Annotated in this window: 17 protein-coding genes and 4 pseudogenes; 2 read left to right on the forward strand and 19 right to left on the reverse strand. The window is 33.9% G+C overall.

The features are described from left to right. Window positions 1-18: 18 nt before the first annotated feature. The 5 genes from urtA to R2H34_RS15975 form a co-directional block, all read right to left on the reverse strand. Entirely contained in the window at window positions 19-1,299 is a 1,281-nt protein-coding gene (gene urtA, locus R2H34_RS15955; protein ID WP_087539918.1) for an urea ABC transporter substrate-binding protein, read from the reverse strand. A 396-nt stretch (window positions 1,300-1,695) separates the two neighbouring features. Further along, window positions 1,696-2,157: an MATE family efflux transporter gene (locus tag R2H34_RS15960; protein ID WP_267285746.1), complete on the reverse strand. Its 462-nt coding sequence runs from the start codon at window positions 2,155-2,157 to the stop codon at window positions 1,696-1,698. 26 nt (window positions 2,158-2,183) lie between these two features. Next, complete coding sequence (locus tag R2H34_RS15965; protein ID WP_228269098.1) at window positions 2,184-2,780, reverse strand: MATE family efflux transporter; 597 nt, start codon at window positions 2,778-2,780, stop codon at window positions 2,184-2,186. 225 nt (window positions 2,781-3,005) lie between these two features. Then, entirely contained in the window at window positions 3,006-4,889 is a 1,884-nt protein-coding gene (gene parE, locus R2H34_RS15970; RefSeq protein WP_004910003.1) for a DNA topoisomerase IV subunit B, read from the reverse strand. A 17-nt stretch (window positions 4,890-4,906) separates the two neighbouring features. Then, window positions 4,907-5,494, reverse strand: a complete 588-nt coding sequence (locus tag R2H34_RS15975; protein WP_075695998.1) for a YqiA/YcfP family alpha/beta fold hydrolase — start codon at window positions 5,492-5,494, stop codon at window positions 4,907-4,909. Between the two features lie 264 nt (window positions 5,495-5,758). Here R2H34_RS15975 and R2H34_RS15980 point away from each other — a divergent pair, with 264 nt between their 5' ends. Then, the gene (locus R2H34_RS15980) at window positions 5,759-7,105 is read left to right on the forward strand and encodes a hypothetical protein (RefSeq protein ID WP_004910011.1); all 1,347 of its coding nucleotides are present in this window, start codon (window positions 5,759-5,761) and stop codon (window positions 7,103-7,105) included. A gap of 136 nt (window positions 7,106-7,241) precedes the next feature. On the opposite strand, the gene R2H34_RS15985 is transcribed toward R2H34_RS15980, so the two are convergent. The 8 genes and pseudogenes from R2H34_RS15985 to R2H34_RS16025 form a co-directional block, all read right to left on the reverse strand. Continuing rightward, entirely contained in the window at window positions 7,242-7,898 is a 657-nt protein-coding gene (locus R2H34_RS15985) for a lysozyme inhibitor LprI family protein (RefSeq protein WP_228715702.1), read from the reverse strand. After that, window positions 7,888-8,707 (reverse strand): IS5 family transposase gene (locus R2H34_RS17975; RefSeq protein WP_378222793.1). Its coding sequence is split into 2 segments (ribosomal slippage): window positions 7,888-8,323 and window positions 8,322-8,707, totalling 822 coding nucleotides; the frame shifts between segments, so codons are not numbered across the junction. The genes R2H34_RS15985 and R2H34_RS17975 overlap by 11 nt, the downstream gene beginning before the upstream one ends. Window positions 8,708-8,804: 97 nt before the next feature. Further along, window positions 8,805-8,906 (reverse strand): annotated as a pseudogene (locus R2H34_RS16000) (DUF1311 domain-containing protein); the annotation flags it as partial. Window positions 8,907-9,077: 171 nt separating this feature from the next. Next, window positions 9,078-9,695, reverse strand: a complete 618-nt coding sequence (locus R2H34_RS16005; protein WP_000987758.1) for a hypothetical protein — start codon at window positions 9,693-9,695, stop codon at window positions 9,078-9,080. Between the two features lie 32 nt (window positions 9,696-9,727). Continuing rightward, window positions 9,728-10,696: an IS30 family transposase gene (locus R2H34_RS16010; protein WP_014538385.1), complete on the reverse strand. Its 969-nt coding sequence runs from the start codon at window positions 10,694-10,696 to the stop codon at window positions 9,728-9,730. A gap of 393 nt (window positions 10,697-11,089) precedes the next feature. After that, on the reverse strand, window positions 11,090-11,716 hold the full coding sequence (locus tag R2H34_RS16015; RefSeq protein ID WP_087541036.1) for a hypothetical protein: 627 nt from the start codon (window positions 11,714-11,716) through the stop codon (window positions 11,090-11,092). Then, a complete protein-coding gene (locus R2H34_RS17980; RefSeq protein ID WP_075695996.1) occupies window positions 11,713-12,330 on the reverse strand; it encodes a hypothetical protein in 618 nt (205 codons plus the stop codon). The genes R2H34_RS16015 and R2H34_RS17980 overlap by 4 nt, the downstream gene beginning before the upstream one ends. Before the next feature lie 387 nt (window positions 12,331-12,717). Continuing rightward, a pseudogene (locus R2H34_RS16025) lies at window positions 12,718-12,852 on the reverse strand (SH3 domain-containing protein); the annotation flags it as partial. Between the two features lie 79 nt (window positions 12,853-12,931). Here R2H34_RS16025 and R2H34_RS17985 point away from each other — a divergent pair. Continuing rightward, a protein-coding gene (locus tag R2H34_RS17985; RefSeq protein WP_410487167.1) for an IS5 family transposase occupies window positions 12,932-13,751 on the forward strand; the annotation gives its coding sequence in 2 pieces (ribosomal slippage) (window positions 12,932-13,317 and window positions 13,316-13,751; 822 coding nt in all). Window positions 13,752-13,768: 17 nt separating this feature from the next. On the opposite strand, the pseudogene R2H34_RS16040 reads toward R2H34_RS17985, so the two are convergent. From R2H34_RS16040 to R2H34_RS16065, 6 genes and pseudogenes are all read right to left on the reverse strand, one after another. Then, window positions 13,769-14,367 (reverse strand): annotated as a pseudogene (locus tag R2H34_RS16040) (SH3 domain-containing protein); the annotation flags it as partial. Window positions 14,368-14,484: 117 nt separating this feature from the next. Continuing rightward, a pseudogene (locus R2H34_RS16045) lies at window positions 14,485-15,290 on the reverse strand (hypothetical protein). Window positions 15,291-15,508: 218 nt separating this feature from the next. Next, window positions 15,509-16,240: a hypothetical protein gene (locus R2H34_RS16050; protein ID WP_171133415.1), complete on the reverse strand. Its 732-nt coding sequence runs from the start codon at window positions 16,238-16,240 to the stop codon at window positions 15,509-15,511. Further along, the gene (locus R2H34_RS16055; RefSeq protein ID WP_039047196.1) at window positions 16,221-18,245 is read right to left on the reverse strand and encodes a peptidoglycan DD-metalloendopeptidase family protein; all 2,025 of its coding nucleotides are present in this window, start codon (window positions 18,243-18,245) and stop codon (window positions 16,221-16,223) included. Before R2H34_RS16055 ends, R2H34_RS16050 begins: the two co-directional genes overlap by 20 nt. Window positions 18,246-18,254: 9 nt before the next feature. Then, entirely contained in the window at window positions 18,255-21,581 is a 3,327-nt protein-coding gene (locus R2H34_RS16060) for a type VI secretion system Vgr family protein (protein ID WP_087540280.1), read from the reverse strand. 156 nt (window positions 21,582-21,737) lie between these two features. Next, the gene (locus tag R2H34_RS16065) at window positions 21,738-22,244 is read right to left on the reverse strand and encodes a disulfide bond formation protein B (RefSeq protein ID WP_004910048.1); all 507 of its coding nucleotides are present in this window, start codon (window positions 22,242-22,244) and stop codon (window positions 21,738-21,740) included. Window positions 22,245-22,256: the final 12 nt, after the last annotated feature.

A 22,256-nucleotide genomic window follows, 5' to 3' on the forward strand; every position in this document is an offset into this window, starting at 1 on the left:
GCAAGTTGCATAGGAAAATTATTTAGGAATGTATGGGCTCCAAGGCTCAGCTTTGATGGTTTGAGGCGTTTTATAAACCACATCAAATTGCCCATCACCACGAATTTGCCCAATCATCACAGGCTTATGTAAATGGTGATTGGTTTCATCCATTTTGAGGGTATAACCCGATGGTGCTGCAAATGTTTGACCTGCCATTGCATCACGAACTTTATCAACCTCAGTAGTACCTGCCTTTTCGACCGCTTGTTTCCACATATTGATACCCACATAGGTCGCTTCCATCGGATCGTTGGTCACAACTTTATCGGCATTTGGAAGTTTGTACTCCACCGCATATTGTTTGAATTTATTCACAAACTCGGTGTTTTTCGGATTTTTAACTGACATGAAATAGTTCCATGCCGCTAAATGACCCACCAATGGTTTGGTATCAATTCCACGTAATTCTTCTTCGCCAACGGAGAATGCCATGACTGGAATATCAGCCGCTTTAATACCTTGGTTACCAAGCTCACGATAGAAAGGTACGTTAGAGTCACCATTGATGGTCGAAATCACCGCAGTCTTTTTGCCTGCAGAGAATTTCTTAATATTGGCAACAATGGTTTGATAGTTGCTATGACCAAACGGTGTGTATTCTTCCATGATGTCTGCATCGGCAATGCCTTTAGATTTCAAGAATGCCCGTAAGATTTTATTGGTCGTACGTGGGTAGACGTAATCTGTACCAAGTAAAACAAAACGTTGTGCTTTACCGCCCTCTTCTCCCATCAAATACTCAACTGCAGGAATCGCTTGTTGATTCGGTGCTGCGCCGGTATAGAAAATATTTTTTGATTGTTCCTGACCTTCATATTGCACTGGATAGAACAGTAAACCATTCAACTCTTCAACCACAGGAAGAACCGACTTACGTGATACTGATGTCCAGCAACCGAAAATAACAGCAACTTTGTCCTGAGTAATTAACTGGCGAGCTTTCTCAGCAAATAACGGCCAATCTGATGCTGGATCAACGATAACAGGTTCTAATTTTTTACCGAGTACACCACCATTAGCATTGATTTCATTAATAGTCATCAATGCTGTATCTTTCAGGGAAGTTTCAGAAATTGCCATAGTACCTGAAAGGGAATGCAGAATCCCCACTTTAATGGTGTCACCACTTTCTGCTGGTGCTGTTTTTGCTTCAGCTTTTGTTTGTTCTGTTTTTTCTGTTGGTTTTGAACAACCGACCAGTCCTACCCCCATCATCGCTGCCATAAGTACAGACATCGACATCAATTTATTTTGCATCTTTGTTCTCCACAGGTTGATCTTTTGATTTTTACTGAATGGAGTTATTCAATATCTGTGCCAACACAACAAGTTATTGTTTTGTAATAAAAATTAATTCAAACCAGTAGAAAAAAATCCAATCTTGTATACAACGTTGCATACAAAAAATACATGCTGAACTAAAATGAAGCACAATTAGGCAAAATAGAAAATTGATAGCTTGCTCAGATAAAGAGTATTTAACTTTTTGATCCAGAAGATTCAAAAAATCAGATTGTTTCAACGAATCCAAGTGGCATTTCGGTATTTAAAACATAAAGCACACATGGTGACAGCTAAGCTATACGACCCAATTAAAGCAATCCAAAACCCATCAATACCTAATGGAGTAATTTCAAAGATCCACCAATCCACTCACCAATATGCCAATAGCTGTCCACCGCCTAAACCAAAGATCAACAATGAAGTGCTATAAATCATGCTTGGCACAATCGTTATGCCCCAACAGCGTAATACCGTTGCAAAAATACATAACATTGCATCTGCTAAATGAAACAAGATTCCGAGGATAAAGAGGGAGGTCGTGATTTGAATAACTGCTAAGTCTTGGGTAAATAGAGAAATGAACTTATCTCGAACAAGCAGTAATACACTGCATAAAGTGACGGCAAAAATAAAGATAAGCAGAAAGGCTTTTTTTGACCAAAGCAAAGCAACTTGTTTCTGTTGAGCGCCAATTTTTTCAGATAACATCAAACTGAATGCAACAGAAAATGCGGCAGGTAAAATATATAGCATGGAACAAATACTAGCGACCACTTGATGTGAAGCAATCACGATACTTCCTAGTGGCAATGTTAGAATCGAAATTGCCATAAAAGCAATCACATCAATCACGATCATCAGTGCGGTAGGTATTCCAATTCGAAGAAAACGGCGCCATAGACACCCCAAGGTGCAATATCAAAGTACGCTACTCGATTGATCAAAGCATAGGACAGAGGCAATTTAATCAATAAAAAAATTACGCCTATATAAGTTGCGATAATTGGACGATCAAGAACCTGTATTTGTATGGTTAAAATACGGCAACATAGCCGAACCACCAGATCGATTGAAAAAATCATCAAACAATTTTTAACCAATAACAGGACGGTATCTGATGCTTGAAAAAAGGTTAATAAATGCTCGGCATTATTGATCAAAACAATCGCAACAATACTAAATACAGCTGCGATTAATACCGCCAAGCTTACGATATTGGTTAATTTCTGCTGATTAATTTCCCTCCCTTTTTCTTCAGCGAGGATTTGAAACATTCCTTGTAGTAATCCGTAGCCCACCACAAAAACAATCATATAAACTGAGAGAGAAACCGATAAAGCCGTTAAATGCACATGGCTATAGTGAGATAAAAATGCGGTATCAATGACACCACTCATAATAAAAATCGTATTACTAAACAGAATTGGGAAAAAAATACTTAAAAAACGCTTCATTCTATTTTCACTATATCATTTAAAGATTTGATATATTTGAATTTTAAAATCTTAGAAACAAACAAGCTATTTTGATCAATACGCTTCAAATGTTAGATAAAATTTTACCAAGAGATAAAAAGCAAATAGCATTCCATGTTTGTTTTTCAGCTTATGAATTTACATTTTTTAAAAAGGCATAAAAAAAGCCCAGATCAACTGGGCTATGCAAAAAATCGATTCAAATCAAACCACAATATCCGCCAAATTACCTTTCTGCTCTAACCAGTGTTTACGATCAGCCGCTCTTTTTTTCGCGAGTAACTTGTCTAACAAACCTGCAGTTAAATGTGCATCATCTAGATCCAGTTGCACCAAACGACGTGTATTTGGATCCATCGTGGTTTCACGTAATTGACTGGCATTCATTTCACCCAGACCTTTAAATCGAGTGATTTGTGGATTTTTATTACCTTTTACTTTTTTCAGAATTGCCTCTAACTCATCATCATCTAGGGCATAGTGCACATCTTTGCCAATATCAATACGATAAAGCGGTGGCATCGCGACAAATAAATGACCGTCCTCAACTAAAGCTGGAAAATGTTTCACAAACAATGCACAGAGTAAAGTTGCGATATGTAGACCATCTGAGTCCGCATCGGCAAGGATACAGATTTTGCCATAACGTAGTTCAGACAAATCATCACTACCTGGATCAACACCAATCGCAATCGCAATGTCATGGACTTCCTGAGATGCCAAGACTTCATCCGAAGAGACTTCCCAAGTATTTAGGATTTTTCCACGAATCGGCATAATCGCTTGGAAATTTTTGTCCCGTGCTTGTTTAGCACTGCCACCTGCTGAATCCCCTTCGACAATAAACAGCTCACTGTCTTCACGGGTTAAGCCGACACAATCTGCTAATTTTCCAGGTAATGCTGGACCAGCCACAATCTTCTTACGTTCGACTTTCTTAGCTGCTTTTAAACGACGACCTGCTTTGGCGATTGCCATTTCAGCTAGTTGAGTTGCAATCTCAGCATGTTGGTTTAACCATAACGCAAATGCATCTTTGGCAATATTGAGCACAATATTCGAAGCTTCACGACTCGAGAGACGCTCTTTGGTTTGTCCTGAAAATTGTGGCTCTTGGAATTTTAAAGATAGGATGAAATTCACCCCATCCCAGACATCTTCTGCCGAAAGTTTCATGTTACGCGGTAATAAATTACGTAATTCACAGAACTCGCGTAAAGCCTCTGTGACCCCCGAACGCAATCCATTCACATGCGTACCGCCTTGCGCAGTTGGAATCAAGTTGACATAACTTTCTTGAATCTGTTCACCACCCTCAACATTCCAGCAAATTGCAAATTCACATGCGGCTCTTTCTGCTTGTCCACTACTCACAAAAGCAGGTGCTGGTAAAATCTCTCGATCTTCCAATTCATCCATTAAATAGTCAACGAGACCATTTTCGAACTGCCATTCGATTTTTTCATTATTGATTTTATCGTCATAAATAATTTTTAAGCCTGCCGCCAATACAGCTTTGGCTTTTAAATTATGTTTCAGCGCTTTTAATGCAAACTTAGGACTATCAAAATATTTAGCTTCCGGCCAGAAACGAACGGTTGTCCCTGTCGCACGTTTCGCAACTTTACCTTCTAACACAGACAATGGCGCAACAGGCTCACCTTGCTCAAATGCCATTTGATACAAGTTACCCTGACGTTGTACAGCGACTTCAACCCGTGTAGATAAAGCATTGACCACAGAAATACCAACACCGTGCAAACCACCTGAAAACTGATAGTTATCAGTACTGAACTTACCACCTGCATGTAGCTTGGTCAGAATGATTTCAATACCACTTTGACCATACTCTGGATGGATATCGACAGGCATACCTCGACCATTGTCTTCAACTGACAACGAACCATCCTCATAGACCGTCACACAAATTTGGTCAGCATGTCCTGCCAGCGCCTCATCGACAGCATTATCAATCACCTCTTGCGCCAAATGGTTTGGGCGTGAGGTATCTGTATACATCCCTGGACGACGACGAACAGGATCTAAACCAGAAAGAACTTCGAGGGATTGTGCCGTGTATTGTGTCACTTGATCTGACTTCCTTTTTATATGCCTGCCGACAAAAATTCGAGTACTAAGGGTAATTTGTCTTTAAAATCATCCATTGCATGATTACCACCCACATCCGTTAATATCAATGCAGATGGATGTAGGGCACTATAATAGCGTTGTGCCTGACGATAATCCAAGACCTCATCATCTTGTTGCAACAGCACGAGAATTTTATCAGCCTGTTCTGTTTTCGTATCAGCAATTGATTGTAATTGCTGCAATTGATCGTGATCAAGCGTCCATGATTCAGTGACTTTGAGTGGGATTTGCTCAATACCAAACAACTCTTGAAAGAGTTGCCATGGTTGCATAGCAGGATTGATCAGTACAGCAGGACAATCATATTTGGCGACAAAATATGTCGCATAGAACCCACCCAAACTGCTACCGACCAAGACAACTTGATCGAGTGGTAAACTTTCGATTAAATTAGAAACGTATTTTAAAACCACTTCAGGTGGTTGATTCAAATCGGGCAAATGCACGTGAATATGATCGTGATTTGCACAATATTGATACAGCTCTTGCCCTTTTTTTGATAGTGGGCTGCTTCTAAAACCATGTAAATAGATAATTTGCATATGCACCAAATTAGACAAGTGCTTGACTTATTGTCAAATAAATCACATTATTTTGCGTAATGATTAAACATATAACAATATAAATTACATTTAAGCTCGATATTGTCTGACACAAAAAACGATACTGAATTCCATTCATCAGTATTCTAAAAAAATTAGTTCTGAAAGACATAAGATGTAAGAGTTTGTTGTAGTTTATCTAAACAATGTTAAGTTAATAACTTCAAACCTTCGGTATATATATCAAGGATGGGGAAAAATAATATGCCAAGTTTAACACCTCTGCATGAAACCTACTGCAAATGGGACAGTACGCCCCCAAGTCAGGCAGATGTTTTGGAAGGTTTGGCACAATTAGTGAGCACAAGTTTAAGTGGTGTTCATGAACTGGTGCAATTAATTCAAACTGAAGTGTTAAGGACTACGCTCGGTTTAAGTGCACAAAAAGCCAAAAAATTACAGAAACATCCACAATTACAGAAATTCTATCAATTTTCATATGATGCTATTCAAAAATACGGAAGTAGCTTTCTTGCTCCTAGTCTGCGTCATATCGTTGAAAAATTTCCAGTTCTACACGATAAACCATTAACGCCAAGCCTTCATTTTGTTGTAGGGGCATTGAATGGGATTTTTGGGGATTTCTTCCTAAAACAACATAACCCAATGGCATTACCGATGGTGTTATATGATCACTATGGATCATTACAGCAAGGTGAACTTACTGGGCGTATCGTAATACTCACACATGGTTTATGTATGAACCATTTGAGTTGGTCAAATCATCGTTATGGCGGAATCGGTGAGCGTTTACTTGCTCAGCGTGACAATAACACGATGCTGTATTTAAATTACAATACAGGTCGTCGAATCTCTGCAAATGGTCGCAGTTTTGCCAACGTATTAGAAGATTTGATCCAGAGAAACCCTCGTATTACCAGTATCGATTTGATCGGACATAGTATGGGTGGACTGGTTTCACGCAGTGCGCTTTTCTATGGCAAACAAAATCTACATCAATGGGTACATATGGTAGAAAATCTCGTATGTATCGGTTCCCCACATCACGGTGCCGTACTGGAACGATTTGGTTTTGTCTTACAAGACAAATTAGGGGCATTCCCTTTTATCAGCCTGATCGGTCAATTAGTAAATGTACGCAGTAATGGGATACTCGATCTACGATATGGTAGTGTTCGTGATGATGACTGGGAACATAATGATGCGCGTATCGGCTTCGCGGACGACAATCGTAAACCTGCACCATTACCATCTCATATCAACACATTCCTGATTGCTGGAACATTAGAATTTGAGAAAGTTAAAAATAAAGCACTTAAAGTGATAGGTGATTATCTCGTCAGTGTTAAAAGTGCTCTTGGTGAACATCCGAACCCTCGTTTTCAGCTTAAATTACCAGATACACATAAAGCTGTTTTCTATGGTTTGAATCATTTTGAAATTCAATACCATTCGAGTGTTGCTGAGCAAATCACAAGATGGCTTTATCCAGAAGTTGGGGAAGTCGTTGAAGAAGGTGTTCAAACACATATGATTAATGTACCCAACAATTATACCTTTGATGATTTAGAAGGGATTGTTGAGACATAAAAGTAAAAAAGCTCAGCTGTATAGCTGAGCTTTTTTTAGATTTTTGAAATTAAATATTCAGATTAATTTTGCTTAACTGTAATTCTAATCATAAAATTCACTGTATCTTAGGTAAAAAAAATCTAAATTTAGAGCATTACTCCTCATAATCGCTGCAATCAATTTTATTGTTTTTCAAATTTTCATCAGTTGTATAGCCAATTTTAAAATTTAAATTCAATAAATCTTTTTTTCTAAAAACCTTAGGAACAATATTCCAAACATTTTTTCCATTAGTGACAAAAACTAAATTAAATTCTGGTACTTTATTATTAGTAGTATCAATTTGATACTCTACAGAAAATCCATCTTTTTTCTTACCAACAATATTATATATACGTGGCTCCTTTAACCCTTGATCACAAGCTTGATATATATAAATTTTATCTTTTAAAATCTTAATTGTACTTTCACTACAATAACATCCACCTGTTTCCAAATCTTTCATGATACCATTTGTATATTTAAATGGTTTTATTAGCTTTCCTTCTAAACTATCAAGGTCCAAATATGAATTTTTCAAATCTTTTATTTTAGAATTATTAAAATCACTTAAACATTTATAGTTTCCACTATTTGCTTCTTTTCCATTAAAATTACATTTTAAATTTCTATTTTTCAACCAAGAACATTGAGTATCAACAAGATATTTAACTTCATTTTTATTATCACTGATATAGCCTTTTATATCTGAATATACACTATTCAGATCATACTCACTATTACTAGACCTCTTGCAAAAATCATTTTTCAACCAACTCCATGTTGTAAATTGCAGCAATTAAATTCAGACGTAAACCCATGCGTTTACGCCTATTTCGATAACGTGTAGCCAGAATTCTAAAGGTCTTTAATTTTCCATTGACGTGTTCAATTCGAATACGACGTTTACTAATTTCCCGATTTATTTGCTTCTGTAATAAAGTTAACGGCTTCTTTTTACTTGCCTTGAATGGCATCAGGCATTTTATCCCCAAACGATTTAAACCTAAATAACCTTTATCAATCAGCATAAAGGCTTGATATCTCTGCTTTTTACGTTGAGCCTTAAACAACTGGAAATCATGTGTACTCCCATGTGTAAGACCTAATGAAATAATCTGCATCGTTTCATAATGAATGATGAGTTGAGCTTTGATCGTATGTCGTTTTTTCTTACCGCTGTAGAATCTTTTCTGTTTTTTTTGGACGCTCAATTGTCATTTCAGTTGCATCGACAATAACAACATTCCAATCTATCCATGCACCATGCGGTAGTTTCTTAGGTAAATGAAATTTATCAGATTTTATTAAAATATTTTCTATTTTATGAATAATTCTGGACGCAGTTGATTCGTGGATTCCATAACTCATAGCAACATGAAAGAGCGTGCGATATTCACGCCAATAACTTAGCGTCATTAACAGTTGGTCTTCAAGTGAAAGACTCGAAGGTCTACCTCGTTGAGTATTGACTTGGCTTGACTCTAATACTTCAAGCATTTCTAAAAAGGTTGAGGGTTGTATTCCAATCAGTCGTTTAAACTGACTATTTGATAGCATCTTTACTTTTTCATATTTCATGTACTCATGATAGTAGAACATGACTTTTTAATGTGGATAAAAAACAAACAAAACGTTGATCGTTTTTTGATTTTTGCAAGAAGTCAACTATATATTTTTTCTCGTCTAACCGTTGTGGTTTATAATCTGCAGCATTTGAATAGATACTCAAACTAGAGACTAATAAAACGTTAGAAAACTTAGTGAAACTATTTCTCACTATATGTACCTTCAATAAAAATCAAAACTCAGACAAGTTGCTATTTTTATAGTTTTTTTCTAATCCTAAAAACAAATATCACACCTAAGTTATTCATTTTAATAAACTATATTAGGTTGAAAAATGTAAGACTTACCATTCTTACATTTTTATTCAAAAAGAAAAACTAAATCAGTTTACCTGCTTAAAATATACTTTTTCCCCTTCAGAACATACTCCATAAAAAACTCCATAAGATTCATTCTTTACAGAGGGATTATTCAAATAACTATTACAGTCCAATACTAAATCTCCAGCATTTTTCTTAAAAAATATTTTTTGCTTTTGATAATATGGAGCACCCGTATAATTATCAGCTAAATAATAGATTCCCGATTTAAAATTCTTTGATTCAGCCTGTTTAGTTGCATATCCATTTTTTATAAAATCAATCCCACCCAAGGCGAGGTTAACTTTATCAATATTTAAACTCAACTCACTACTATTATTTTTATCAGCTTTAGCTTCTGCCCATCCAACTTGAACATCTTCACTATAAACATTTTTATAATATAAGGTAAAATTACCATTATTATCTTTTATATAAAATTCATCATATGCAGGATCAAGTCTTTTAAAGAGATAATTATCCATCTTTTTTGTAGGTGTAAAATTCTTACACTTTCCTGCCTTTTCACAGATTCGATATGAAAAATAAAGTTTTGTGTTACTTGATTTAGGCTGATCCGCCTCAGTTGTACATGCATACATTAAACTAATTACAAATAAAAGAAATAGTCTGCTCATCATTGTATAATCTCTATGTGCATAGCACGGCGAATTCAAACATGAGGTGCGACAGTTTGAAAAGTCTTATGATAATCAACAAGCTGAGCAAATTTCTCTAATGGTGTAAGCCAATCTAACGCTTTTCTAGGACGAGTATTCAGTGACATGGCAACTTGATTTAAATAATGCTGATCTGCCTGATTTAAATCAATCCCTTTAGGTAAATATTGCCTAATTAAACCATTCATATTTTCGCATGTGCCTTTTTGCCAGGGTGAATGTGGGTCACAGAAATATACATCTATGCCTAAATCTTCTTCAAGTATTTTATGTTCTGCCATCTCGCGTCCACGGTCATAGGTCAACGTTTTACGCAGTTCTGCAGGTAAATATTTCAGAGCTTCAGTTAAAGCCTTGCGCACTGATTCTGCCTTTGCATCAGGTAATGTTGCCAAGATACAGAGCCGTGTATTTCGTTCAATAAGTGTTGCTATCGAACTTTTATTGTCTTTACCTTTAATTAAATCAGCTTCCCAATGACCCGGTATTTTTCTTTCTTGAACTTCGGCTGGGCGCTCATGAATAGTTTTAATATCCTGTAATATAGAATCTTTTTTAGGTTCACCGTTAGCTTTTCGCTTTTTATTTTCATGACGTAGACAGGATAATAAGTCTTTTTTCAACTCACCCTTGGGTAATGCTCGTATCGTTGAATAAATCGTTGTATGGCTTACATTCATTGTTTGATCCAAATCAGGAAATGTCTTTAAACGCTTTGCTATTTGCTGAGGAGACCATAAACAACGGATCGCTTCAACAATAAATTTCCAGAGGATTGAATCGATTTTGAGTTTTCTGTGACCACGTCTACGTCTAGCAAAAGTGTTATCAGAAGCATATCGAGCTTGATAAACGTCATTGATGCTATTTCTTTTAAGCTCACGATAGATCGTACTAGGATGTCTTTTAATAAGTTCAGCAAATTTTCTGGCTGAAAAGCCTTCTTTTCTTGACTCAAGCATTAATGCAGTACGATCTTCAAAGTTAAGATGATGGTATGACAATTTTATATACTCCATAAACCCTTTAAATTAATTAGGTGGTTTATGTCGCACTTCAAGTTTTACTCTGCCCACCTTCACCTGCTACATCTGCTGAAATAAAATATATTGAAACATTTGATACTTAATTTTGAACATCAACTGTTTTACGTAATTTAATATCAAATATTTTAGTTAAATATAATTAATAGTAATACATACCATCTTACACCTAATCTTATTACTTAAATAAGATTAGGTGTAAATAATATTATTCTCATATCAAGTACTTAGTCTCTCTAATTTATAAAAGTAAAAAAACTTACCACTCTTGCTATAAAGTTAAAGAGTTAATATAGTAAAAAACAACCTTGGTTATAACTCTGGAATTTCTTTAAAATAAATTTTTTCCTTATCAGAACAAACGCTATAGAACATGCCTGAATAATTATTCTTCGGATCTAAATCTTTCATATAACTTTTACAATCAAGTAAAAGCTGCTTATTTTTCTTTATAAAAGTTAATTTTTGATATTGTTTGAAAGAGTAACCATCATAGAAGTCATTAATTATATACATATCTTTTCTATAGTTTCTCGAGGGAACATAATTAGAGTTATCACCACTACCTATAGAATTATAGTTTCCTAAAGTTTGAAATATCTTATTAGTTTCCATAACTAGATTATTTTCATTATTTGTAACTATTTTCATTTGTGCCCACCCCATTTCAACACCTTCTGAAAAGATATTTTTATATATAACATAATATTTATTATCTTTTATTTCTATATAAAATTCATCTACCGGAGGCTTATAAGCAAACAATGCATAGCTGTTTTGATTTTTTGTATAATTAAATTCATTACAAATGTTTTTTAAAGTGCATTTTTTATATGAATAATAAATTGTATTAGCTGTATTAGCTGTATTAGCTGTATTAGCTGTATTGAAACATCCAGAAATTAATAAAACTAGTATTAATAATAAAGTATTTTTCATTGGGTTATCTCTATATGCATTGCACCTTCTCCAGGTTCATCCCCAGAAATAAAGCCACTAATGATACCATTAAGCTTAGCATCCTTACAGGCTTGCTTAAATTTTTTCCCTTGTGCATTCAAGTGACTATTAGTACCAAAACCATTACTATTCGTACCTAAATCAATAATATTATTTTTTCTATATTGCTCTTCTGAAACGCAGTGTTTCGAAACTCTTACCCCTTTATTTTCTATCAAAAAATCAATAAACTCACCATGTGTAGGCGTATTAAATTTAACAGTAACAATATTATCTGTAGCTTGTAGTATACTAAATTTACCTATATCATCTTGTGCATTACTTAAAATATTAAAATCTATATTGCATACACCATTTAAATTACTTCTACAAGCATAATCTTTTACTAACATATTTGTTAATTGATTAGAAAAAAACCTAGAAATAGTTTTTCTATCAGCACTCTCAATAATTTTATTTCCATCCACAGGATAGTTTTTATATAAGTTTGTGATTAAACTTTTTGAGTCTTCAAAACATTTATCATCGTTACTTGCATTTGTAACACTACATAAAATAGATAGAAAAATAAATGTAAATAATTTGTATTTCATAAATTACACCTAAGCTGGTGCTTTATTTTATAAGAAAACTTACAAAAAAACATCATAAAAATATTTTTATTTAACTCATCTATAATTATATTTTGCATATATTTTTAGAATTACACATTTTATCTTATACTTTTATTAAAACTCACATAAAGTAATATTTTTTAGCTTAAAGTATTTTTAAATTCAGTGCCACCTAATTTTTCTAAAAAAATTTCTTGCTAGTTTTTTCCTCATGTACATGATTATGTACAAGAAGATATTCAAACTCATAATTGATGAATGGAACTATACACTCAAAGATTTGGAAGGGATTTTAGAGGCGTAAAGAAGCCCAACTTTTGTTGGGCTCCTTTAATAAATTAGCTTTTGTAGAAGAAAGAAAATATTTTAAATTTCAACCTTCCAAGCTTTATTAGCAACTACTTTTCCATTTTTTACATTTAAAACAATATTGTAAGCTGCTGCACCACCATTATTAAAAGTATTTAAAATATAAATATTATTATTTAAATAATAGACTTTTTGCAAAAATCAAAAAACGATCAACGTTTTGTTTGTTTTTTATCCAGATTAAAAAGTCATGTTCTACTATCATGAGTACATGAAATATGAAAAAGTAAAGATGCTATCAAATAGTCAGTTTAAACGACTGATTGGAATACAACCCTCAACCTTTTTAGAAATGCTTGAAGTATTAGAGTCAAGCCAAGTCAATACTCAACGAGGTAGGCCTTCGAGTCTTTCACTTGAAGACCAACTGTTAATGACGCTAAGTTATTGGCGTGAATATCGCACGCTCTTTCATGTTGCTATGAGTTATGGAATCCACGAATCAACTGCGTCCAGAATTATTCATAAAATAGAAAATATTTTAATAAAATCTGATAAATTTCATTTACCTAAGAAACTACCGCATGGTGCATGGATAGATTGGAATGTTGTTATTGTCGATGCAACTGAAATGACAATTGAGCGTCCAAAAAAAACAGAAAAGATTCTACAGCGGTAAGAAAAAACGACATACGATCAAAGCTCAACTCATCATTCATTATGAAACGATGCAGATTATTTCATTAGGTCTTACACATGGGAGTACACATGATTTCCAGTTGTTTAAGGCTCAACGTAAAAAGCAGAGATATCAAGCCTTTATGCTTATTGATAAAGGTTATTTAGGTTTAAATCGTTTGGGGATAAAATGCCTGATGCCATTCAAGGCAAGTAAAAAGAAGCCGTTAACTTTATTACAGAAGCAAATAAATCGGGAAATTAGTAAACGTCGTATTCGAATTGAACACGTCAATGGAAAATTAAAGACCTTTAGAATTCTGGCTACACGTTATCGAAATAGGCGTAAACGCATGGGTTTACGTCTGAATTTAATTGCTGCAATTTACAACATGGAGTTGGTTAAAAAATGATTTTTGCAAGAGGTCTAATATATTTTAAAATCAGCAAGCTCGTTCTTGTCACCATCTATACCATTTTTAGGAAAAAAGTATTGCTCTATATCATTTTTACCAATTTCTATTTTCTTATCTTTATCCTTAATTATGATTTTATCAAGTTGTAAAAAATTATTATTAGGTAAACTACCATCAGTACCAAAGAATTGTTTATTATTGCCTACTTATATTCACCTTTAAAAGTTTTATAAAGTTTAGGATCTAAAATAGCTTTTTTTGCATACACTTCTACTATTATATTTTTATCACTATAAACAGCTTTTTCTCTAGAATATTGAGATAGTTTAATAGAAGTGTAACCACCAAAACTATTTATTCTATTTTTATAGACAAATCCAGTTACACCATTACTTGCATTAACTAAACAAAAATTATTAGTCTCTTCATCCATCACACAAGAAACAATTTCATTATTATTTAATTTGGTTGTAACTTTCGAACTTAAACTTGAATTTTCCCTTACATTCACATACCCATCTTTATCTTGAATAAAACCAAAATCAGCATATGAAGCCTCAGTAGATCCAATCATGAAAGTGTTAAAAACTATAAATTTAAGATATTTAGTCATTTGGTATTAACTTTTATTAATAAGAAAATATTTTCAATATTACCAATTATTTATAAGCAGCAAAAAATTATATTAATTTATTACTGCTTATAATAATATATTTATATTAAAATATTTCTATTTTAAAAAATATGAATACATATCATTATTTTCAATTTTCGAAACAATCTTTTTATCACCCTTTCTCTTTTCAATAATATCTTTAATTAAAAAAGGTTTATTTTTATCAGGAATCAAGGAAAAAGAATATTGAATTGGGAAATTCTCATAATTAACTTTTCCAGTTGAAGTAAAATCTTCAGTTACTTTCTGAAAATCATATACCACTTGATAGGACTTATCATTTTTATTATATTTTATAGATGATAATTTTGTAAACTTCATTGAAGCATCATTTAAACTTTTTAATTTAACATTTATTGATAAAAATGATGGATTATATATTCCTAAATTTTTTTATTAAATATATATATATCACTTTTAAATTTTTTTGAATTATTATTTGACACAGGATTTGCATAACTTTCAATTGAAAAAATAGCAATATTATTATCATTATAAATAATACTAGTACCAATTGCTCCAACATCTGAAATAATAAAAGGAAGCTTATACTGATTTTTTCCTAATAGAATTTTTGGTTGATAGTTTATAAAGTAATAATCCTTTCCTTTTATCTCATTATTATTATTCAAAACTGGGTTTAGTAAAACTGTAACTTCGCCATATGGAACAGTAACGATATTTTTTTTCAAATCTACATTTTTGCTGACATCAGTATATATAAAGGAAGAATTTAAAACATTCTGATACCCTAATTTGATATATACAGGCTGATTTAGATTATTTTCTATATTAAACTCAGCATTAGCAACATTAATCCAAGCTAACATACCAATTAAAAATATTTTTCTTCTAAACATGCTATGCTCTTAATTTAGTAAAATACTATTTTTTAAATTTATAAATAATAATCTATTTGATTATTCTAATCTAGGTTTTCAAATTAAAGTTATCAAAGCGCAAAAGCTATTTTTTATAACCTAAATCATTTTGAAATTTATGATTGATAGTGGACCTAGTATGTATTTGAAGATTTAAAAATATTTGAAAAGCCCAACTTATATTGGGCTTTTACAAATTAATTTGCTTTTGTAGCAGGAAGAACCCCTATTGTCTCACATCCCAAAGTAGATGAAATACACTTTAAATTACTGTTAAAAATAGTTTTTATAGATTGAGTTTTTCCTGTTTTATAAGATTTTATATTTGCAAGATAAATATATTGCCCTTTTTTTGAATCATATGTTAACTGATCTCCTTGTAAGATATCGGTCGACTTACTTTTATCCTCACTATCTGAATTCAAAACTGGCACTTCAATAAATTTATTATTTATCAAATTATAAAAATATGCATTTGCAGTAAAATTTTTATATGGTTCTTTCACATAATCTATATTACTATTTTCTCGAATTCTGAAAGCCACAATATTTTTATCATTGTACAACAATGTAAAGTCAACATTAGATTTTAAAGGAACTTTACCTTCAAAAATATTATATACTTCTTTCCGATTTAAAATTTGAACTCCATACTTTTTTAAAGAATATTTAATCTCTTTTTTAGTTTTATTAATGTTACCAAAGTCTACTAATTTAATTTTCAAATTAGGATTTATAACTGTATATTTATTATAAGAATCTATATATTCTATAGGTGAATTTATTTGGGTAGAATCTTGTAAATAATCATTCCACTCGCTATTTTCTTTTGCATAACAAATATTAAAAGAAACACTACAAGCTATCATCATTGCAAAAGAATTTAAAACTTTCATAAGTACCTCAAAATTAATATGGTAAATTTGCATTTATAAATGGGATTGGGTCAATTCTTCCATCTAACCCTACTCCTAATAAGGGAGCGCTTCTGGCTTCAAAATGAAGATGAGCACCTTTGGATATAGTGGTCATTTTATTAGCATTACCTGTTGCACCCGTTTTTCCAATTACTTCGCCAGTATCAACTGGATCACCTTTATCTACATCAATAACTGATAAATGAGCATAAAAGAAGTAGACATATTTATTTTTTGTAAGTTTAGTTTGAGCATATTTCTTTTGCTTTTCAGGTAAATCGTTTATATCAACCTTTAAGACAATTACTTTACCATATGCACCGCCAGTTGCCCCAGCAAATGCAATAACACCACCGCAGACTGCATATATTTTTGTACCTGGATTAGCTTGTAAATCAACACCCTGGTGATTCTTAGTACCATTATTTCTTACTTTACCAAATGTTGCACCTTTAGCATTCGCTAAACCTGCTGTTCTTAATTTGCAATCTGCTAAAGGATTATGCCACTTATTATCTCCTCCAACATTAATTGTTGGGGCTTGGGAAGTATTAATTCCAATTTTAGATTCAGATTTTTCAACAGTACTGACTTTTGTCGCTTGTTGATTATTAGTAGTAGTTGATATTTTAGGAGCAGGAGTGGAAATTGTTTGTCCTTTCAATAACTTTATAGTTTCATCCGTACTTAAGTTTATTCCAGAAGTCTTGCTCTTATCTACAACATATTGATAAATATTTATATGCCCATCAATATAATTTCTCAGCCATGCTCCATAAGCAGCTTTTGCATCACCTTTATACCGGCTTAAAAAATCTGCAGCTTGCTTAGCGCCATTCTTTCCAAATTGAGTAAAAAGTAATTTGTGTGCACGTTCCTGACTTAAAGTGTTTAGTACAAAATTTTTACCTCCTGTAGCTCCTTCATGATGTAACAAATAAGCAAACTTAGCGATTGAACTTGGTTCTGTTAGTTTCTGATAGGGCAAACCAGACGATTTAAAATTACTAATTGCATAGGCTGCGGCAGCATCAATAGCCATTTCCGCATTAAATCTTAAATTTAATTTCTGCTCTTTAGTTAGTTTAGGATTATTCATTACATATTGCCCAACTAATGAACTTTTATCCTTACACATAGCTAACCATGTTTCATCTAAGAATTGGGTCAATCCTGCTGCAGTACTCGAGTTTGCTTTACTATTAGTATTCCATTCACCTGTCTTTTTTATTTTTGCTGCTTCAGCTTCAATAACAGCTGCTAAAGAGTGGGGGGTGAAACCATGTCTTTTAGCTGCGTTCACAATATAAGTTCGATATTTATTATTCACAGGTTTTAATAAAAAATTATCTTCTGTAAATTGTGCAGCAATTATGTGGGTACTATTACCATTATCAGTACGCTTTTGCTCTATTTTTTCTTCAGGTATTTTTGGTGGTGGTTGCTTATTTTTCAATTCATCTTTATTTGATGTAGTAGATATACTTTCAACTATAGGTTTTCCAATCCTTTTTAAATTATTCATAATCTGATTAACTGTTTCATTTAATATTCCATCTTTTGCATAATGTGAACCTTCTACTTTCATTTTTCTTGATGTTAATTTTAATACTTTTCGCCCTAATGGAAGCACTTTATGATCAGCAATTAAATCGAAAGTACCATTTAAGTTTTTAAAAAAAACTTTTAGTCCTTTCGAATGATCTTGAATGTTTATATCTTCAAAAATACTATTTTTTGTACTTCTAATAATTTTTTTTCCATCAAACTCTAATTGAATGGTAGCTTTTGGTATAGGCTTAAAAGAAAGATCCATTAAAATAATTTTTAATTGGGTTTCAAAATTATTAGTGTTATTTACATCATTTTGTAAATAAATCTTTTGCCCAATTCTAAGATTATGAATCATTCTACCTGATAATGAATTAATTCTAGCTAACTCTTTTACTGAGGTATGATGCTTTTTTGAAATTCCCCAAAGAGTATCACCTGATTTAACAATATAAATTTTTGACATAAATTATACCTATTCTTCTAAGTTATTTTCTTCAGCTTGCATACCATGCTCACCTATTTCAAATTCTTCTTCATGTTCTTCTTCATAATTATCTTCATCATCAAATATACTTGACCAATCATCAAAGCCAATCAGAGCTTCATATCGTTTTGACTCATTCTGGAGAGATAAATTACTTTTCCCTCTTAAATCTGTTTTACCCTCCCAAATAATTTCTTTTTTGTCTGGTTCATACAGCTGTATTTTTGCATTTTCTATACCATTTCCAGCTAAACTAGCAAATAAAAAATCAACAGCATAAGGCCCATTTTTTGGCAACTCAGGAACCTCATATGAAACCTTGGCCCCACTCGTAAACAAATGCTGCCCAGCTTTACTTTCAAACTTACCGCCTGTTGTTGAAAATACGCCATTGGCATTAATTTTGAGCTGTGACCCACCTGCCGTTAATACAATTTCTTTTGGACTCGTAAGCTCGATTTTTTCTTCAGTAGAAATGAGCTTGATGACTTTCTTGGCAATTGCTTCAATAGCATCATCTTGCGCTTGTAGTTCGAGCTTTCCTTTTGCTGCATAAGCACGCAAGCCTTTTTGCGCAGCAAACAAACTGATTTTGTCTTGTGCATGTCCAATAATATTTTTTTGTGCACTCAAATTAATTGAACCACTGGCACTTTCAGCAATATCTTGCGACGCTTGCAAAATAATATTTTCAGGCGTCGTCAAAGCAATGCCATTTGGCGATGCTAATAACATAAGCGCTTGTCTAAAAATTTTGCCTTGTTCTTGCTGTTTAGTATCGGAACTACTTTCTAAACCTTGGGTATAACCCTCCATAAAGCCTTGTAAAGAACTCAATGCTTTAGAAGGTGATACTTCCAATTTACTGCCTTTACTAAAAGTTCCGCATACACTCATCATGTCAAAGTCTTTAGTCTCGACATTCGCTAAGACTTTTCCGACCTCTTTAATACTCTCAAATGGATTTTTATGAATGCGATCTTTAATGCTTGCAAGCTTACCTTTAACGATGTCGGCACCATGTTCTTCAACGTTTTCGATGAACGCTTTTAAGTTTTCCACTGCATCTTTGGCATCGGTAAAGAAAGCATTAAATTCATCTACAACGCCTTTTGCATTTCCACCTAGTGCACCAATGTCTTGGATAAAGCCGCCACAGTCTTTTAAAGCGTGAATAGGGTCGTTATTAATGCCTTCTTTAAATAGGTTTACCGTACTATTTAATGCCTGTCCTGTGGTTTTTAGCTCAAGCGACTGGATAAATTTAGGTAAGCGATTAATCACATTCAAAGCATCAGTTTGTTGCTTAGCTGCAACTTCACTGAGCATTTTCATGCTTTCATAGCCTTGTGAAAGTAAAGATTGTGCTTGTGCAGCCTCTAAATGGTCTGCAATCGCCTGCTCTTGTGCATAGGTACTAATGAGCATGCCTTTACCCGCACGCACAGCTCCCCAAGCATCTGTTCTCAGCTCAAAGCCTTCACCTCGGCCTTGGCTCGTCTCTTGTTCTTTCGGATGGCTTAAGTTCCCTAAATTCAGCTGTGTTGCTGCATGGCTACTTTGGAGTTGGGTACTAATTTGTCCTGTTGTGTCATCAAAACGTAATTGGTTAAAGCCGCTCCCGTTTATTTCCTGACTGCGAATTCCACTCAGTTTTTTAGTTGCTGGAAGCTGACCTTTTACATCGAACTTGGTGGGTGAGCGCTGCGCTTCATGGATGCGCCCAGTCACAAATGGACGGTCGATATTGCCATCAAAAAAATCAATAACGACAACTTCACCGATACGAGGTAAGAAGCGAGCTCCATACCCCTCTCCCGCCCAAGGTGTTAACACATCCACCCATGCTGAATCGGTATCATTGTCATTACTGCCCGCACCGCCATCATGTCCGTGATCATCACTACGGGTAAACAGAAAGCGAACCTTGATACGCCCCCATTCATCTACATAAATAGTTTCCCCTTCTGGTCCAACAACTTTAGCGCGTTGTGGATAGGCGATTGGGCGATGCTGTAGAGGATCATATTCTGGTGTAATTTTGATTTGACGGCGAATCAATGTCAGTTCATTTGCCTGCCGCTCAGCCTCTTCATCTTCCAGTGCATGCCAACGACTTTGTTTTAATAATTGACGTACCTGTTGCTGTAAATCTTTCGGTAAATTATTTTGGTTGTAGAACGTTTTAGCAATAATCAAGAACTCTTGATCTACGACGTCATGCTGATTAATTTCTGGATGATCAATCAGGTTGAACCAATATCCTACTTGGCTGTCACGCACTGAACTATAAGCTTTAAAAAACTTGGCTTGAAAAGCATACCTGTCATTTAATATTTGATTTTGCTTTTCTAATTGGCTGTTACCTGAAGCTGTAGCTTGATCTTCACCTTTTAAATCCTGCATCCATGCTGGACTTACATGCCATGCTTGTTCAAGACCTAAACTGACTGAGTCAAAACTTGTAGAATGACTATGTGTGGTGATGACTGAACCAGCGCCTTCGTCTTGTGCTAAAGCATCAGGCTGCCAACGTTGCAAATGAACAGCAGTGGGTTGCAAACTTCGCACTGCGACAAAACCTGTAATACTGTCTTGGTATTCGGTTGCACTACTTCGATGGTGGCGAATACTGCGTCGAGCTAAGGCTTGATATTGACTATTATCATCAATCAATCGTAATTTTTGTGATTGAATCGGTATGGAAAAATGCGGAACAAAAAGCTCTGCTTCATCAATGAGCCAACTAATCCCTTCACTACGCCATAGGCGTGTAAGAAAATCATAATCAGATTCATTATGCTGCATCACAAATGGACGCACATCATAACTTTGCTTTAGTCCATTCAGATCAAGACTCAAACTTGCAGCAAATAATGGGCTTTTTTCTTGCCATTCTTTGAATAAAACTTCTGTAACTTCAACAATTGTTTTATTCATAAAAACACGACTATTACGGCGTTTATGCCATAAGTTTGTCGCATCATTCAGACTCAGTTTATATAGAGTTAAGGCACCATCACTTTGTCCATAGCACGCTTCAGTTACTATGCCAGTCATACGGAACAACTGTCCTGAATCTGTGACTTGATCCACAGCCAGTTGAACACCGATAAATTGTTTTAATGCAATATGAGGATTGGTAGAGAGGCAAATTAATTCCGCATGTAAGCCATCATTCAGTTGATGCTTTCCCTCGATACGCTGTAAAAAAACTTGGTTATTTAATTCTTCATTAGAAAATTGTACGTGTATTGCACGTTTTTGTGCATTTAGCCCTATTTTTTCTAATACATTAGATATATTAAAAAGCATTTTTTTATAATCATAGGATAAAGAAACGGCTGCACTTTATAAAAAACAGACCTATCTGTCTATAATTATATTTTATTTTTAGCAAATCTTTACATTTTCGCTTATCAATAAAAAAAGAGCCTATAAATTTCGGCTCTTTTTATTCAAAATGGTATTTTAAGCTTTAGTAGAATCATATTTTCTAAACAACTGCCACAAACAAATCAGCAGAATAAAACTAAAATATACCAAAGACCAAACAGGTAACGACTGACCTAAAAAAGTCCAATCGATCAAGGCGCATTCGCCAGAACCTGTTAAGACTTGCTGTAAAACCGTTTTCATCGGCAAAGCTTCTACCAAATAATCCAAACCAGGACCACAACTTGGCACTTGATCAGGTGGTAGATTCTGCAACCAAACATGACGTGCAGCAACACCCGCAGACCAACCAATTGATAAGGTCGCTAATAATGCATAAAAACGTTTGAATCCATTCGAAATCGGATTGTGAATAAACGCAATCAATGCGATAAATCCCATACCGATCAAACCAATACGTTGGAAAACACAAAGTGGACATGGTTCTAATCCTTGTACGTGTTCTAAATACAAGGCAAATGAGATACCAATAATACTGGTCAGAACAAGTAAAGCACTGACCAAACGGTAATTCCAACGCATGGGAAATCCTCT

This window comes from Acinetobacter sp. 16 (assembly GCF_033439925.1).
GTDB lineage: Bacteria > Pseudomonadota > Gammaproteobacteria > Pseudomonadales > Moraxellaceae > Acinetobacter > Acinetobacter junii.